Below are 16823 nucleotides of genomic sequence, written 5' to 3'. Positions count from 1 at the left end.
TGGCGAGTTGCGCGTTCGGCGTATACCATCGCTGCCCCACCGTCGGCAGCGCACCGCACAAAAAGGCATCAACGACGACCGACGGGCTGCACACTCCGTTGAGGAACACGACATCCATGTCCGATACCAAGCGCGTCACCGACGAAGAGGCCCTGCTGCTGCATTCCAGCGGCCGGCCCGGCAAGCTGGAAATCACCCCGACCAAGCCGCTGACCACCCAACGCGATCTGGCGCTGGCCTATTCGCCCGGCGTGGCGGTCCCCTGCCTGCGCATCGCCGAGGATCCGTCCCTCGCCTACGACTACACGGCCAAGGGCAACATCGTCGCCATCATCTCCAACGGCACGGCGGTGCTGGGGCTGGGCGACCTCGGCGCTCTGGCCGGCAAGCCGGTGATGGAAGGCAAGGCGGTGCTGTTCAAGCGCTTCGCCGACGTCGACGGCATCGACCTGGAGGTCGACACCCGCGACGTGGACGAGTTCGTCAACTGCGTGCGCTTCCTCGGCCCCAGCTTCGGCGGCATCAACCTGGAAGACATCAAGGCGCCCGACTGCTTCATCATCGAGGAACGGCTGCGCGAACTGCTGGACATCCCGGTCTTCCATGACGACCAGCACGGCACCGCGATCATCGCCGCCGCCGGGCTGATCAACGCCTGCGACATCACCGGGCGCAAGATCGAAGACGTGAAGATGGTGGTGAACGGCGCCGGGGCGGCGGGCATCGCCTGCGCCGAGCTGTTCTGCACGATGGGTGTTTCACGTGAAAACATCATCCTGTGCGACACCAAGGGCGTGGTCTATCGCGGCCGCACCAACGGCATGAACCAGTGGAAGTCGTCCTTCGCGGTCGATACCGACAAGCGCACGCTGGAAGAGGCGGTGGCCGGGTCCGACGTGTTCGTCGGCCTGTCGGCCAAAGGGGCGATGACGCCGGAGATGGTGAAGTCGATGGCGGCCAAGCCGATCATCTTCGCGCTGGCCAACCCCGACCCGGAAATCACGCCGGAGGAGGTGAAGGCGGTGCGCGCGGATGCCATCGTGGCGACCGGCCGTTCCGACTACCCGAACCAGGTCAACAACGTCCTGGGCTTCCCTTACCTGTTCCGCGGCGCGCTGGATGTCCGTGCCACCACCATCAACGAGGCGATGAAGGTCGCCGCGGCGAAGGCGCTGGCGGCGCTGGCGCGCGAGGACGTGCCGGACGAGGTCGACGCCGCCTATTCCGGGCGCCGGCTGCGCTATGGACCGGACTACATCATTCCGGTGCCCTTCGACCCGCGCCTGATCGTCACCGTCCCGGCCGCCGTCGCCCAGGCCGCCATGGAAAGCGGCGTGGCGCGCAAGCCGATCCTGGACCTGACCAGCTACAAGCATTCCCTGCGCACCCGTCTGGACCCGACGGCGGACAGCCTGGAACTGATCTTGGAGAAGGTGCGGACCAACCCGCGCCGCGTCGTCTTCGCCGAGGGCGAGGAGGAACGGACGATCCGCGCCGCCATGGCCTTCCGCGCCCACGGCTATGGCACGCCGGTGTTGATCGGCCGCGAGGAGGTGATCAGGGAACAGCTGACGGCGATGGGCCAGCCCAACGTCCAGTTCGAAATCCACAATGCCCGCCTGTCGGACGCCAACCGCCGCTATGCCGACCATCTCTACCGCCGCCTGCAGCGCAAGGGCGCGCTGCTGCGCGATTGCCAGCGGATGGTCAACCAGGACCGCAACGTCTTCGCCGCCTGCATGGTGGCCCAGGGCGACGCCCACGCCATGGTGACCGGCCTGACCCGCAGCTTCGGCGTCGCGTACGAGGAACTCCGCCGGGTCATCGACCCGAAGGCGAACGAGCCGGTGTTCGGTCTGCACCTGTTCATCACCCGCAACCGCACCGTCTTCATCGCCGACACCACCGTCCATGTCCGTCCCGACGGCAAGACGCTGGCCGACATCGCCGTCGGCGCCGCGGCCAAGGCCCGGCAGATGGGGCATGAACCGCGGGTGGCGCTGCTGTCCTTCTCCAACTTCGGCCAGACGCCGCACCCGAACACCGACCCGTTGCGCGAAGCCCTGTCGATCCTCGACAGCCGCCGGGTCGATTTCGAGTATGACGGCGAGATGTCGGCCGACGTGGCGCTGGATTACCAGCTGATGAAGCGGGTGTATCCGTTCTCGCGGCTGTCCGGCCCGGCCAACGTGCTGATCATGCCCGGCCTGCATTCGGCCAACATCTCGGCCAAGCTGCTGAACAAGATGGCCGGCGGTCAGATGATCGGCCCGTTGCTGATCGGTTTGGACAAGCCGGCGCAGATCGTCACCATGGGCGCTTCGGTCAACGACATCGTCACCGCCGCTGCCCTGGCGGCGCATGACTCGCTGCCCTGGTGAGGTAAGACGTCCCTTCTGGAATCTTCTTCTCCCCAACGGGAGAAGGAGATTCATTCATCACTCCAACGCCTTGTAGAAGTACGTGGTGTCGCAGAACCCGCCCTGCGGCCACAGGGCGTAATTAGGGATGACGCCGACCTTCACCCAGCCGGCGCGTGCGTACAGGCGTTCGGCATCGGGGGAGGCGGTGTCCAGCACCAGCAGGGTCTTGCCGGCGGCGCGGGCGGCGTCCTCGGCGGCCTTCATCAGGGCGGCGCCGACACCGCGGCGGCGGGCGCGGCGGTGGACCAGCATCTTGGACAGGTCGGCCCGGTGCGGCTGGTTCGGCGGCTGGGCGACGACCAGCTGGACGGTGCCCAGCACGCCCTCCCCGTCCTCGGCCACCAGCAGGATGCGGCTGCCTTGCTCCACCTCCAGCGCCACGTTGCGCCAGAAGCCTTCGGCGGTGGCCCGATCGAGCGATGCCATGAAGCTGACGGAAGCACCGCCCGCCACGCAATCGAGCAGCACGTCGGTCAACTCCGGCACGGCGGCACGGGCATCGGCGGCCGACAGCATGCGGACCGTGATGGCGGCAATCCTGGCGGTAAACTCGACGGCTGTCCCGCTCGCTCCGTTCTCGCGGCCGGAACCGACGCAAGTGCTGTCCATGGCGTGCTCCTTCAGCGTTTAACGGTGTTTAAGACAGGGCGCCCGTCGGTGGTCAGCGCCACGATATAGCGGGCCGTCCGGTCGGTCGGATTGTGGAAGCCGGTCGGCCGGTCCAGCCGCATGGCGAGGCAGTCGCCGGCGGACAGCCGGTGCGTCGCCTCCCCCACCGTCAGGTCCATGGCGCCGTCCAGAAGATAGATCTGCTGCTCCACCGTCGCGGCGCGGTTGCCGCTGTCGTAGAAGACGCGGGCGCCCGGCGGCAACTCCACCTCCACCAATTCGATGGGCGACGGGAAGCCCGGCGGCGACAGGTTGCGGCGGCGGTAGCCGGTGGCGGGGTCGGTCCAGGCGATCTGGTCGGAACGTCGGGCGACCGGAGAGGCGTCCTGCCGCTCGGCCTGCGCGAACAAGGCGGCCAGCGTCACGCCCAATCCGGCGGCGAGCCGGTCCAGGACGGAGGCGGTCGGGCTGCTCTCCCCCCGCTCCACCAGTGAAATCATCGAGCGGCTGACCCCCGCCCGTTCCGCCAGTCCGTCGAGGGTCAATCCCTGCTCCGCCCGCAAGGCGCGCAGGCGGGTGGCAAGGCGGCCGACGATGTCGGTTTTCGTGTTCTCCATGATCATAGAATGAAGTTCCATTATATTGGAGTCAACGAAGGACCGCGTGGCTGCGGCCATAGCTCCGGCCATGAATCTTTTATGACCGCCGCGCCGCATGCGTGACGATGGTGTAGAAGGGCTGAACGTCACGTTGCCTGTCCCGCCACCCTCAGATCCGGTGCCGTTCCCATGCGCCCGAAGGCGTCGCCGCCCACCCCGTTGCTGACCGCGATCCTGTTGATGCTGGCGCCCCTGCTGGTCGTGCTGGCCTGGGCGGTGCATGTCGGGGCGCTGCATGGCGGGTTGGCTCTGGCGGCGGCGGCGCTGGCGCTGACCGGCGCGGTGCTGGTCCTGCGCAGCCACCGGCGCGATGCCGATGCGGTGACCGATTACGCCGCGCGGCTGGCGGAAGCCGACGAGCCGCTGGCCCCGGCCGGCACGCCGCCCGCCCTGAAGGCGCTGACCGCGACCGTCGGCCGGCTGCACCGGGTCGGCCTGCGCCGGGCGGAACGCGTGCGGATGCAGCTGGAGGCGAATGAAGCGGTGATCGACGCCCTGCCCGCCCCGCTGCTGCTGATGGATGCGGAGCGGCAGGTGGTACGGGCCAACCAGTCCGCGCGGGAGTTGTTCGGCGACAAGGTGGTGGACCGCGACCTCGCCTCCTCCCTGCGCACCCCGGCGGTGCTGGAGGCGGTGGATTCGGTCCTGCGCGGCGGTGCGTCGCGCATCATCGAATTCACGCTGCCGGTCCCGGTGGAGCGCAGCTTCGAGGCGCAGGTGAAGCCCTTCCAGCGGCTGGTGCCGGAACCCGACCCTTCCCTGCTGGACGGAGAGATCAAGGAGGATCCGGCGCCGCGTCCGCACACCGTCGCCCGCATGGCGATCCTGACCCTGCACGACGTCACCGCCGCCCGCCGGTCGGAGCAGATGCGCGCCGACTTCATCGCCAACGCCAGCCACGAACTGCGCACGCCGCTGTCATCGCTGCTGGGCTTCATCGAAACGCTGCGCGGTCCTGCGCGCGACGATCCCGAGGCGCAGGACCGCTTCCTGTCGATCATGCACGACCAGGCCAGCCGCATGACCCGGCTGGTCAACGATCTGCTGTCCCTCTCCCGCATCGAGTTGGACGAGCATATGCCGCCCAGCGGCCGGGTCGATGTGGTGGAGGAATTGGAGAACGTCATCGCCGCGCTGGAACTGAAGGCGGCCCAGCGCCGCATCCGCCTGCGGCTGGAAGCGCCGGAAGCCCTGCCCTATGTCGTCGGCGACGAGGACCAGCTGACCCAGGTCTTCCAGAATCTGGTCAGCAACGCGATCAAATACACACGCGAGGCCACCGACGTGATCGTCACCGTGGCGCTGGCCGACGGCGCGGCGGTTGGTTTTGCGGGGCTGCCAACGCCCGCCGGGGCCACGGCGAAGGACAAGCGCGCGGTGCGGGGCGGCACATCCATGGTGTCGGTGTCGGTGCGCGACCATGGCGACGGCATCGCCCGCACCCACCTGCCCCGCCTGACCGAACGCTTCTACCGCGTCGACGCCGCGCGGTCCCGCGCCATGGGCGGCACCGGGCTGGGGCTCGCCATCGTCAAGCACATCCTGAACCGCCACCGCGGCCGTCTGACCATCGAAAGCGAGGTCGGGGTGGGCAGCGCCTTCACCGTCTATCTGCCCGCGGCGGGAGAGGCTGCCTCTTCCTCCCTCCAAACTCCCCTTTCCCCTCAGGGAGAGAGAGGATTTGGCGTGGTATAGGCATGGCGCGGTACTCCGTGACCGTGTCATGAAAGTGTCATAAAAACGCAATCATGCGGTCTCCCTCCGGGTCTATGGTCCGCGCCATTCCGATGGACCAGTCTCCGTTTCCCCAAGGAGGGCACCCGTGACCACCCGGATGCATGTCTACGCCGTGACCGCCTTGGGCCTGGGATTGGGTGCTATCCTTACCGCCGCCCCAGCTTCTGCGCAGTCGCGCGACCAGATCCGCGCGGTCGGCTCTTCCACCGTCTTCCCCTTCACCACCGCGGTGGCCGAAGCCTTCGGCAAGACCGGCAAGTTCAAGACGCCGGTGGTCGAGTCCACCGGCACCGGCGGCGGGTTGAAGCTGTTCTGCGCCGGCGTCGGCCCGGCCCATCCCGACGTCGTCAACGCGTCGCGCCGCATCAAGAAGTCGGAGGTCGACCAGTGCGCCGCCAACGGCGTCACCACGATCACCGAGCTGAAGATCGGCTATGACGGCATCGCGCTGGCCTCGTCCAAGAAGGCGGCGCCGGTGTCGCTGTCGACCGTCGTGCTGTGGAAGGCGCTGGCCAAGGAGGTGCCGGTGAACGGCGCCCTGGTCGCCAACCCGTACAAGCTGTGGTCGGACATCGACCCGTCGCTGCCCCAGGCGGCGATCGAGGTGCTGGGCCCGCCCCCCACCTCCGGTACCCGCGACACCTTCAACGAACTGGCGATGCTGGAGGGCTGCAACAAGGTGGCCGAGGTCGCCGGGGCGGTTCCCGACGAGAAGGCGCGCGAGCGTGCCTGCATGACGATCCGCGAGGACGGCGCCTATGTCGAGGCCGGCGAGAACGACAACCTGATCGTCCAGAAGCTGACCGCCAACCCCAATGCCTTCGGCGTGTTCGGCTACAGCTATCTCGACCAGAACCGCGACACCCTGCGCGCGGCGCCGATGAACGGGGTGGAGCTGACGGCGGAGACGGTGGCGGCCGGCAGGTATGAGCTGGCGCGTCCGCTCTACATCTACGTCAAGACCGCCCATGCCGGCGTCATTCCGGGGATCCGAGAATTCATCGGCGAATACACCTCCGAACGCGCGGTGGGAGAGGACGGCTATCTGGTCGACAAGGGCCTGATCCCGGAGCCGAAGGGGCTGCGCGATACCGCCCGCATCCAGGCGGTCGGCCTGACGCCGCTGCGGTTCTGACCATCCTGTCTCCCTCCGGGCATTCCGAATGCAGCTGACCCTTCTCGCCCTGATCCTGGCCCTGCTAACCGTGATCGGCTTCATGACCGGCCGGTCGCGCGCGGCGGCGTCCGTCGGCGGGCGGGTGGCGGAGCTGCATTCGGTCCCCTCCTACCACGGCGTCTATGTGGCCCTGTGGGCCGGGCTGCCGGCGCTGCTGCTGTTCGTGGCCTGGACCGCGTCGGAAGGCTGGCTCGCCATGCAGCTGGTGCTGTCCGCCCTGCCGGAACGGCTGACCACCGGCGACGGCCAGTCGGTCGCCCTGCTGAAGGCCGACATCCTCAACCTCGCCCGCGGCATCGCCACCGGGCGGGAGCCCGACCCCCTGGTGCAGGATGCGGCCCGCCGCTATGCGGCCTTGCGCGAGCTTGCCGACTGGAGCCTGCTGGCCGTCGGCGCCAGCCTGGCGGTCGCCGGCCTCGCCTGGGGCCGCCACCGCATCGGGCCGGACCTGCGCGCCCGCCCGGTGGTGGAGCGGGTGGTGCGGGCGGCGCTGATCGTCTGCTCGATGGTCGCCATCCTGACCACGGTCGGCATCGTCCTGTCGCTGCTGTTCGAGGCGCTGCGCTTCTTCACCGTCGTTTCGCCGGTCGACTTCCTGTTCGGCACCCATTGGAGCCCGCAGATGGCGATGCGGGCCGATCAGGTCGGCTCCAGCGGTTCCTTCGGGGCGATCCCGCTGTTCGCCGGCACGCTTCTCATCACCGTCATCGCCATGCTGGTGGCGGTGCCGGTCGGGCTGATGGCGGCGATCTACATGTCGGAATATGCCGGGCGCGGCGTGCGCACCTGGCTGAAGCCGGCGCTGGAGATCCTGGCCGGCATCCCGACCGTGGTCTACGGCTACTTCGCGGCACTGACCATGGCGCCCTTCGTGCGCTCGGTGGGCGAGGTGCTGGGGCTGGACGTCAGTTCGGAATCGGCGCTGGCCGCCGGCATCGTCATGGGGGTGATGATCATCCCCTTCGTCAGTTCCCTGTCGGACGACGTCATCAACGCGGTGCCGCAGGGCTTGCGCGACGGCTCCTACGGCCTCGGCGCCACCAAGTCGGAGACGATCAAGCAGGTGGTCCTGCCGGCGGCGCTGCCGGGCATCGTCGCCGCGGTGATGCTGGCGGTCAGCCGCGCCATCGGCGAGACGATGATCGTCACCATGGCGTCCGGCCTGACCGCCAATATGACCGCCAACCCGCTGCAGGCGGTGACCACCGTCACCACCCAGATCGCCACGCTGCTGGTCGGCGACCAGGAGTTCGACAGCCCGAAGACGCTGTCGGCCTTCGGCCTCGGCCTCGTGCTGTTCCTCGTCACGCTCTGCCTCAACATGGTCGCCCTGCGGGTGGTCCGGACCTATCGGGAAAAATATGACTGACCTCGTCGAGCGGGACGCGGCGGCCGTGACGCCCTCACCTGAGTCCTCCCCCGCCGCTCCGGCGAAGCCGCGCGTCAGGAGCGAGGCCTTCGCCCGCCGCCTGCGCGCCCGTCACGCCGCCGAGCGCCGCTTCCGGCTGGCCGGGGCGGCGGCGGTGGCGCTGGCGGCGATGATGCTGGTGGTGCTGCTGGGCTCCATCGTCGCCAAGGGCAGCACCGCATTCTGGGAAACGCGCATCCGGCTGGAGGTGACGCTGGACCCGGCGGAGGTGGCCGAGCGCAACTACATGCCCATGCTGCGCCGGGCGCTGTATGCGCAGTTCCCGGAGGTGAGCGACCGCGCCGGCCGCCGCGTGCTGAACGACCTGCTGTCGTCGGGCGCGCCCTACGAGCTGGAGGCGATGGTCGCCAGGGATCCGGCGCTGGCCGGCACCACGCTGACCGTCTGGGTGCGCGCCGACGACCAGATCGACCAGTTGGTGAAGGGCCGCTACCGCCGCGACCTGCCGGAGAGCGAACGCGGCCTCAGCGACGCCAAGATCGCCGCCGCCGACGCGCTGCTGGCCTCCGGCGCGCTGGCGCAGGGCTTCAACACCACCCTGTTCACGGCCGGCGACAGCCGCGAGCCGGAACAGGCCGGCATCGGCGGCGCCGTCGTCGGCTCGCTGCTGACGCTCCTGGTGACCATGGGGCTGTCGGTGCCGGTGGGCATCGCCGCCGCGGTCTATCTGGAGGAATTCGCGCCCAGGAACCGCTGGACCGACCTGATCGAGGTGAACATCAACAACCTCGCCGCGGTGCCGTCGATCATATTCGGCCTGCTGGGCCTCGCCGTGTTCCTCGGCTTCTTCGGCATGCCGCGCTCCGCCCCGCTGGTCGGCGGGCTGGTGATGGCGCTGATGACGCTGCCGGTCATCATCATCGCGTCCCGCGCCGCTCTGAAGGCGGTGCCGTCGTCGATCCGCGAGGCGGCGCTGGGCATCGGCGCCTCGCCGCTGCAGACGGTGCTGCACCATGTGCTGCCGCTGGCGATGCCCGGCATCCTGACCGGCACCATCATCGGCATGGTCCGCGCGCTGGGCGAGACGGCGCCGCTGCTGATGATCGGCATGGTCGCCTTCATCGTCGACGTGCCCCAGGGGCTGACCGACAGCGCCACGGTGCTGCCCGTTCAGATCTACATGTGGGCCGACAGCCCCGAGCGCGCCTTCACCGAACGCACTTCGGCGGCGATCCTGATCCTGCTCGGCATCCTGATCCTGCTGAACGGGACGGCCGTGATCCTGCGCAAGATTTTCGAGAGACGGTGGTGAGCGCCATGAGCATCCCGAGCGGCATCAAGAGCGGTATTCCGGGCCAGCTGAAGCTGCGGCCTCGCGGCGACCGGCGCCCCGACCAACATCCGGGCCAGCGGCCCGGCGCCGCCCTGCCCAGCAAGATGACCGCCCGCGGGGTGAAGGTGTTCTATGGCGCCAAGCAGGCGCTGAAGGGCATCGATCTCGACATCCACGAAAACCGGGTGCTGGCGCTGATCGGCCCGTCCGGCTGCGGCAAGTCGACCTTCCTGCGCTGCCTGAACCGGATGAACGACACCATCGAGGGCTGCCGGATCGAGGGACGGATCGCGCTGGACGGCGAGGATGTCTACGGCAAGACCGTGGACGCGGTGCAGCTGCGCGCCCGCGTCGGCATGGTGTTCCAGAAGCCGAACCCCTTTCCGAAGTCGATCTACGACAACATCGCCTACGGCCCGCGCATCCACGGCCTGGCTTCCGGCCGGGACGAGCTGGACGAGGTGGTGCAGACCTCCCTCAAGCGCGCCGGCCTGTGGGGCGAGGTGAAGGACCGCCTGCGCGAGCCCGGCACCAGCCTGTCCGGCGGCCAACAGCAGCGGCTGTGCATCGCCCGCGCCATCGCCGTCAGCCCCGAGGTGATCCTGATGGACGAGCCCTGTTCCGCGCTCGACTCCATCGCGACCGCCCATATCGAGGAGCTGATCGACGAGCTGCGGGCCAACTACACCATCGTCATCGTCACCCACAACATGCAGCAGGCCGCCCGCGTGTCCCAGCGCACCGCCTTTTTCCATCTGGGCGAGATGGTGGAGTGCGACGACACCGGCGAGATCTTCACCAACCCACGCGACGAACGCACCCAGGGCTACATCACCGGCCGCTACGGCTGAACCCTGTGCATCACGCTTGCGCCCCCTTCCCTCTTTGTTGAAAAGGCTGTCCCATGCCGGTTAACGTCGAGACGCGCGCTGTGAACGGAGCCTCCATGAACGCGGCCCTCAAGCCGCTCGTCCTGGTCGTCGAGGACGAGGCCGACATCCTGACGCTGTTGAGGTACAACCTGGAAAAGGAAGGCTTCCGCGTCGCCACCGCCAGCGACGGCGAGGAGGCCCTGTTGGCCGCCGGCGAACAGACGCCGCACATCGTGCTGCTCGACTGGATGCTGCCGCTGATGAGCGGGCTGGAGGTCTGCCGCCAGCTGCGCCGCAACGCCAAGACCCGCGACATTCCGATCATCATGCTGACCGCCCGCGGCGAGGAAGGGGACCGGGTGCGCGGCCTGAATTCCGGCGCGGACGACTACATCACCAAGCCCTTCTCCCCGACCGAACTGGTGGCCCGCATGCGCGCGGTGCTGCGCCGCGCCTCTCCCGGCATGACCGACGAGGTGCTGACCTTCGCCGACGTGACGATGGATCTGGCCGCCCACCGCGTACGCCGCAACGGCCGGGACGTACATCTGGGGCCGACCGAATTCCGCCTGCTGCGCCACTTCATGCAGCATCCCGGCCGCGTCTTCTCCCGCGAACAGCTGCTCGATCTGGTGTGGGGCCACGACGTGTACGTGGAGCCGCGTACGGTCGACGTACACATCCGCCGCCTGCGCAAGGCGATGAACGAAGACGAAGAGCTGGACCTGATCCGCACCGTACGGTCGGCGGGGTATGCGCTGGATACGAAGTCGGTGTGAGGGTGTTGCTTCGACCGCCCCCTCCCTATCCCTCCACCGCAATCGGACCGGCCAACAGCCGGCCCAAGGGCGGGGAGTGTTAAGGAGGGGGCAACACTGCGGAGGCGGCAACACGCGATGATCCTGCTCTTCACCGACTTCGGCCTTTCCGGCCCCTATACCGGCCAGATGAAGGCGGTGCTGGCGCAGCAGGCGCCCGGCATCTCCGTCATCGACCTGTTCGCCGACGCCCCCGCCTTCGATCCGCAGCTGTCGGCCTATCTGCTGGCCGCCTACGCCCCGGCCTTTCCTGCCGGAAGCGTCTTTCTCTGCGTCGTCGATCCCGGTGTCGGCACCGACCGGCGGCCGGTGATGGTGGAGGCCGACGGGCGCTGGTTCGTCGGTCCCGACAACGGCCTGTTCGCCCTGCTCGCCCGCCGAGCGACGTCGCTGAACGCCTGGACCATCGACTGGATCCCGGACCGGCTGTCCGCCAGCTTCCACGGCCGCGACCTGTTCGCCCCCGTCGCCGCCAGCCTCGCCACCGGCCGGCCGGTTGAGCGCAGCCCGCTCCCCCGTGCCGCCATCGACCGTCCCGGCTGGCCCGACGAACTGGCGCGCATCGTCTATGTCGATGTCTACGGCAACGCCATGACGGGCATGCGGGCATCCACCCTGCCCGCCGATGCGGTGCTGAGCGCCGCCGGCACCCGCATCGTCCATGCCCGCACCTTCGGCGCGGTCGGGCCGGGGGAGCCGCTGTGGTACGGGAACTCCAACGGGCTGGCGGAGATCGCCGTCAACCGCGGGCGGGCCGACAGCACGCTCGGCCTCAGGCTCGGCGACGCGGTGACGGTGGAGTCCTGAACGGACGCAAAAGAAAACCGCCCGGAAGCGGGTGCTTCCGGGCGGTTGATGCTTGTCCGATCAGGCGTCTCGGGATCAGTCGTTGTTGCGCTGACCCAGGAACTGCAGCAGGAACTGGAACAGGTTGATGAAGTCCAGGTACAGCGTCAGGGCGCCCATCAGGGCCAGCTTGCCGGTGCTCTCGTGATCGTAGCCCTCGGCGTAGCTTTCCTTGATCGCCTGGGTGTCGTAGGCGGTCAGGCCGGTGAAGATCAGCACGCCGATGGCGGAGATCGCGAAGTGCAGGGCCGGCGACTGGAAGAAGATGTTCGCCAGGCCGGCGATGACCAGGCCGATGACGCCCATCATCAGGAACGAGCCCATCTTCGACAGGTCGGCCTTCGTGGTGTAGCCGTACAGGCTCATCGCCAGGAAGGTCGCGGCGGTGACGAAGAAGGTCAGAGCGATGGAGGCGCCGGTGAAGACCAGGAAGATCGCCGACATCGACAGGCCCATCGCGCCGCAATAGGCCCAGAAGACGAGCTGGGCGGATGCGAAGGACAGGCGCTGGATGCCGAAGGACAGCACCATCACGAACGCCAGCGGGGCCAGCATCACCACCCACTTCAGCGGCGTTCCGAAGATCGCCGCCATCATGGCCGGGCTGGACGACACGAGTGCGGCGACCAGACCCGTCAGAATCAGGCCGGCGCCCATGTAGTTGTACACGCGCAGCATGTGCTGCCGCAGGCCTTCGTCGAAGTATCCCCGATCTGTCGCGCGGCCCACGGTCGCGAAGCGGTTATAGGTCGGGTCTGCCATGTTGGTTTCCTCGGTGGAATAGGGTGATCCCGTCGGGGTGACATATTGGCGAGTCCGCAATTCGGTTCAATAGGAATCGGCAGCGGCTCTCCAAGATGAAAAAGCTTTCACGTTTCGTTTTTGCTATGGCCATCTGCCGTGTGGGTCATTCGTTCCGAAGCAATGGCGCGGAAGGCTGGCCCAATGCCCGCCAAGTACCATAGAACCCGAACGCGAGCGTGATCGCGGTGCTGAGCAAGGCCGTGGTGATCACTGCGGAGGGCAGGAAGCTCCACTCCCACCGCATCAGGAAGCGCAGCACCGCCCAGGCGGTCAGCGTGCCGATGCCGCCGGCGATGACCGCGGTCAGCAGCCCCAGCAACCCGTATTCCAACAGGAAGGCGCGCAGAACGTCGCCGCGCGTCGCCCCCAGCACCTTCAGCACCACCGCGTCGTAGACCCGGCGGCGGTGGCCGGCGGCGACCGCGCCGGCCAGCACCAGCGTGCCGGCGGCCAGCGTGATGCCGGCGACGATGCGCACCGCCGTGCCGATATGGCCCAGCATCTCCGACACCGTGTCGAGCGCGTCCTGCACCCGCACCATGGTGATGTTGGGGAAGCGCTGCAGCACGGCGCGCTGCACCTGCGTCTCGGCATCCGGTGTGGCGCGGACGGTGGCGACCCAGGTCTGCGGCGCGCCTTCCAGCGTGCCGGGGGCGAAGACCATGGTGAAGTTGATCGCCATGCTGCTGAAATCGGCGGCGCGGACGTTGGCGACCGTCGCCTCGATGCTGCGGCCCAGGATGTTGATGGACAGGGTCGCGCCGGGACCGATGCCGAAGGCCTCGGCGACGCTCTGGTGGATGGAGATCAGCGGCGGCCCGGCATAATCGGTCGGCCACCAGCTGCCGGCGGTGACTGTGGAATGCCTGGGCAGCGTCGCCGAATAGGTGATGCCGCGGTCGCCGGCCAGGATCCAGGCCTGTTCCGGGTTGACCAGCGCCTTGTCGGCGTCCTGTCCGTTCACCCGCTCGATCCGGCCGCGCAGGCTCGGCACCGCCTCGAAGGCGCTGGTGCCGGGGATGCCGGTGACGAGGTCGCGCAAGGGATCGAACTGGTCGCGCTGGATGTCGACGAAGAAGAAGCTGGGAGCGTCCTGCGGGATCGTCTCCGACACCCGGCGGGAGAAGTTGCCCTGGATCAGCGCGATGGCGACCAGCACCGTCAGGCCTAGTCCCAGCGACAGAACCACCGCCGCCGTCGGGTTGCCCGGCCGGTGCAGGTTGGCGAGCGCCAGCCGCAGCCCCGGCCGACGGACACGGCCGACCCGGGCCGCGCCCCAGGTCACCAGCGCCGCCGCGGCGCGGAAGGCGATGAAGGTGGCGATGGAGCCGCCGACGAACCACAGGGCGAAGACCTTGTTGTGCGCCGTCAGCACCGCCAGCCCGGCCAGCGCCACCGCCGACGCGATCATCGCCACCGTATAGGGCGTGCGCGGCCGGCCGGCGGCCGGGGCGATCACGTCGCGGAACAGCGCGCCCGCCGGCACCTCGCGCGCCCGGCCGAGCGGCCAGAGCGAGAAGGTCAGCGCCGTCAGCACGCCATAGAGGGCGGCCAGCGCCAGGGCGCCCGGATAGACGCCGATCTGCGCCGACACCGGCAGCACGCCGTCGAGCAGACGGCCCAGCGCCAGCGGCGCCACCGCGCCCAGCGCCAGCCCGATGACGATGCCCAGCAGGGCCAGCGCCAGGATCTGCGCCAGATAGAGCTGGAACACCAGGGCGCCCGGCGCGCCGATGCACTTCATCATGGCGATGGTGCGGGCGCGCGAATCCAGATGGCTGCGCACCGCGTTGCCCACGCCGACGCCGCCGACCAGCAGGGCGGTCAGCCCGACCAGCGTCAGGAACAGCGTCATGCGGTCGATGAAGCGCTCGATCTGCGGCGAGGCGTTGGTGTAGTCGCGCATCCGCCATGGCGCGTCGGGGAAGCGGGCGCGCAGGCTCTCCTGCCACGCCTTCAGGTCGGTTTCGGGCGGCAGCGCCACCTTGGCGCTCCACCAGGTGAGACTGCCGGGTTGCAGCAACCCGGTGCCCTGCAGCGACGGCAGCGCCACCATCAGCCGCGGCCCCAGCGAGAAGGCGTTGGAGGAGGCGCGGTCCGGCTCGCGGTCCAGCACGGCGGCGACGCGATAGGCGCCCTCGCCGACATGGATGGTGTCGCCGATCTTCACGCCGAGCCGGTCGACGAGGCTGGCCTCGATCACCGCGCCCCAGCGGCCGTCCTTCTGCGCCAACGCATCGCGCAGGTCGCCGCCGCCCACCAGCGTCACCGTTCCGTAGAGCGGATAGACGTCGTCGACCGCCTTCAGTTCGACCAGGGAGGAACGGACATCGTCGTCGGCACGGGCCATCGCCCGCATCTCGGCGGAGGTCGACACCCGGCCGGCGGTGGTCAGTGCCGCCATCTGCTCGTCGACCGGGGGGCTGTAGAGCTGCCGCACCGCGACGTCGCCGCCGAGGATGGAGCGCCCGTCATTGGCCAGCCCGTCGAGCAGCCCGCTCGACACCGACTGCACCGCGGCGATGGCGGCGACGCCGAGCGCCAGACAGGCGAGGAAGACCCAGAAGCCCTTCAGGCCGGTGCGCAGCTCCCGCCGGGCAAGGCGGAGGGCGAGGCCGAGATTGGTCATCCCGTGACGCTCCCCCGCTTTCTCGTCCTTTCCATCCCCCTCACTCCCCCGCCGCCTGCAGTTTTGCGTGCCGCGCCGCCTGCCCGTCGTCGGCGATGCGGCCGTCGGCCAGCCGGACCGTGCGGTCGCAGCGGGCGGCGAGGCCGGGGTCGTGGGTGATCAGGACCAGCGTCGTGCCGCGGCGCTCGGCCAGATCGAACAGGAGCTTCACGATGGTGGCGCCGGTGTCGATGTCGAGGTTGCCGGTCGGCTCGTCGGCCAGAAGCAGCGACGGCTCGGTCACGAAGGCGCGGGCCAGCGCCGTGCGCTGCTGCTCGCCGCCCGAAAGCTGGCCGGGATAATGGTGGATGCGGTGGCCGAGGCCCACCTGCTCCAGCCCGATGCGGGCGCGGTCGAAGGCGTCGGCGACCCCGGCGAATTCCAGCGGGATGGCGACATTCTCCAGCGCCGTCATCGTCGGCACCAGATGGAAAGCCTGGAAGACGATCCCCACATGGTGGCGGCGGAAGCGCGCCAGCCCGTCCTCGTCCAGCCGGTTCAACTCCTGCCCGGCGACACGGACGGTGCCGCTGCTGGGGCGTTCCAGACCGGCCATCACCATCATCATGGTCGATTTGCCGGAGCCGCTGGGGCCGACGACGCCGACCCGCTCTCCGGCCGCCACCTGGAGATTCACGCCCCGCAGGATGTTGACGGGTCCGGCACCGCTGTCCAATCTCAAGTGGACGTCGTCGAGTTCCACAATGGGATCATGGAGCGGTCGGGCGATGGAAGTGGACGACGTTGCAGAGGATTGAACCTTGGACATGCGACTCTCGCACAAGCGGAACGGACCATCGCCATATGGCTCGACCCGCCGGGCTTTCAACATTGGCGCCATCGGTGCTGCGCTCGCCTTCGTTTTTGCGTCGGGGATATCGATGAGCGTACCGACCCGCGCCGATGCCGCGCAGCCGGTGAAGCTGCTGGCGCTGGGCGACAGCCTGACCGCCGGCTACGGCCTGCCGGAACCGGAGGGCTTCACCCGCCAGCTGGAAAAGGCGCTGACGGAGAGGGGCTACAACGTCACCGTCATCAATGCCGGCGTGTCGGGCGACACCACCGCCGGCGGCCGGGCGCGGCTGGACTGGGCGCTGGCCGACAAGCCGGACGCCGCCATCGTCGAGCTGGGCGCCAACGACATGCTGCGCGGGCTCGATCCCGCCCAGGCGAAGGACAACCTCGACGCCATCCTGAAGGCGTTGAAGGAGCGCAGGATCCCGACGCTGCTGGCCGGCATGTACGCCTCCCCCAGCCTGGGAAAGCCCTATACCGACAAGTTCAACGCCATCTATCCCGACCTTGCGAAGACCTATGATCTGCCGCTCTACCCCTTCTTCCTCGACGGGGTGGCGCTGGAACGGTCGCTGATCCAGCAGGACGGGCTGCATCCCAACGCCAAGGGCGTGGCGACGATCGTGGAGCGCATCCTGCCCTCCGTCACCGCGCTGCTCGACAGTCTGCCGCAAATCCAGAAGACGACCGAAAAGCCCGGAGGCTGACCCATC

The 16823-nt window shown here is 68.8% G+C and carries 14 protein-coding genes; 9 read left to right on the top strand and 5 right to left on the bottom strand.

The window, feature by feature from the left end:
- Positions 1–116 precede the first annotated feature (116 nt).
- On the top strand, positions 117–2381 hold the full coding sequence (locus DM194_RS11630) for an NADP-dependent malic enzyme (protein WP_111067458.1): 2265 nt from the start codon (positions 117–119) through the stop codon (positions 2379–2381).
- A 57-nt stretch (positions 2382–2438) separates the two neighbouring features.
- Here the strand turns inward: DM194_RS11630 and DM194_RS11625 are convergent, their stop codons facing one another.
- Both DM194_RS11625 and DM194_RS11620 read right to left on the bottom strand, forming a co-directional pair.
- Entirely contained in the window at positions 2439–3032 is a 594-nt protein-coding gene (locus tag DM194_RS11625) for a GNAT family N-acetyltransferase (protein WP_246024210.1), read from the bottom strand.
- Positions 3033–3043: 11 nt separating this feature from the next.
- A complete protein-coding gene (locus DM194_RS11620) occupies positions 3044–3649 on the bottom strand; it encodes a helix-turn-helix domain-containing protein (protein WP_111067944.1) in 606 nt (201 codons plus the stop codon).
- A 171-nt stretch (positions 3650–3820) separates the two neighbouring features.
- Between DM194_RS11620 and DM194_RS11615 the strand changes: the two genes are divergently transcribed.
- The 7 genes from DM194_RS11615 (at position 3821) to DM194_RS11585 (ending at position 11804) form a co-directional block, all read left to right on the top strand.
- The gene (locus DM194_RS11615; protein ID WP_246024209.1) at positions 3821–5386 is read left to right on the top strand and encodes an ATP-binding protein; all 1566 of its coding nucleotides are present in this window, start codon (positions 3821–3823) and stop codon (positions 5384–5386) included.
- A gap of 139 nt (positions 5387–5525) precedes the next feature.
- Positions 5526–6563: a PstS family phosphate ABC transporter substrate-binding protein gene (locus tag DM194_RS11610; protein ID WP_176581421.1), complete on the top strand. Its 1038-nt coding sequence runs from the start codon at positions 5526–5528 to the stop codon at positions 6561–6563.
- A gap of 28 nt (positions 6564–6591) precedes the next feature.
- Positions 6592–7974, top strand: a complete 1383-nt coding sequence (pstC, locus tag DM194_RS11605; protein ID WP_111067456.1) for a phosphate ABC transporter permease subunit PstC — start codon at positions 6592–6594, stop codon at positions 7972–7974.
- Positions 7967–9286 (top strand): phosphate ABC transporter permease PstA, encoded by a 1320-nt coding sequence (gene pstA, locus DM194_RS11600; protein WP_111067455.1) that lies wholly within the window; start codon positions 7967–7969, stop codon positions 9284–9286. Before pstC ends, pstA begins: the two co-directional genes overlap by 8 nt.
- 125 nt (positions 9287–9411) lie before the next feature.
- The gene (gene pstB / locus DM194_RS11595) at positions 9412–10158 is read left to right on the top strand and encodes a phosphate ABC transporter ATP-binding protein PstB (RefSeq protein ID WP_111067942.1); all 747 of its coding nucleotides are present in this window, start codon (positions 9412–9414) and stop codon (positions 10156–10158) included.
- A gap of 95 nt (positions 10159–10253) precedes the next feature.
- Positions 10254–10958 (top strand): phosphate regulon transcriptional regulator PhoB, encoded by a 705-nt coding sequence (gene phoB / locus DM194_RS11590; RefSeq protein WP_111067940.1) that lies wholly within the window; start codon positions 10254–10256, stop codon positions 10956–10958.
- A gap of 117 nt (positions 10959–11075) precedes the next feature.
- The gene (locus DM194_RS11585) at positions 11076–11804 is read left to right on the top strand and encodes an SAM hydrolase/SAM-dependent halogenase family protein (RefSeq protein WP_111067454.1); all 729 of its coding nucleotides are present in this window, start codon (positions 11076–11078) and stop codon (positions 11802–11804) included.
- Between the two features lie 75 nt (positions 11805–11879).
- On the opposite strand, the gene DM194_RS11580 is transcribed toward DM194_RS11585, so the two are convergent.
- The 3 genes from DM194_RS11580 to DM194_RS11570 all read right to left on the bottom strand — a co-directional run bounded on the left by DM194_RS11580 (position 11880) and on the right by DM194_RS11570 (position 16084).
- The gene (locus tag DM194_RS11580) at positions 11880–12605 is read right to left on the bottom strand and encodes a Bax inhibitor-1/YccA family protein (RefSeq protein ID WP_111067453.1); all 726 of its coding nucleotides are present in this window, start codon (positions 12603–12605) and stop codon (positions 11880–11882) included.
- A gap of 145 nt (positions 12606–12750) precedes the next feature.
- Positions 12751–15276, bottom strand: a complete 2526-nt coding sequence (locus tag DM194_RS11575; RefSeq protein ID WP_111067452.1) for an ABC transporter permease — start codon at positions 15274–15276, stop codon at positions 12751–12753.
- 40 nt (positions 15277–15316) lie between these two features.
- Entirely contained in the window at positions 15317–16084 is a 768-nt protein-coding gene (locus DM194_RS11570; protein WP_111067451.1) for an ABC transporter ATP-binding protein, read from the bottom strand.
- Positions 16085–16196: 112 nt separating this feature from the next.
- Here DM194_RS11570 and DM194_RS11565 point away from each other — a divergent pair, with 112 nt between their 5' ends.
- The gene (locus tag DM194_RS11565) at positions 16197–16817 is read left to right on the top strand and encodes an arylesterase (RefSeq protein WP_111067450.1); all 621 of its coding nucleotides are present in this window, start codon (positions 16197–16199) and stop codon (positions 16815–16817) included.
- Positions 16818–16823 lie beyond the last annotated feature (6 nt).

Source organism: Azospirillum ramasamyi (genome assembly GCF_003233655.1).
Lineage (GTDB): Bacteria > Pseudomonadota > Alphaproteobacteria > Azospirillales > Azospirillaceae > Azospirillum > Azospirillum ramasamyi.
This window is presented reverse-complemented; position numbering and strand designations above follow the sequence as displayed.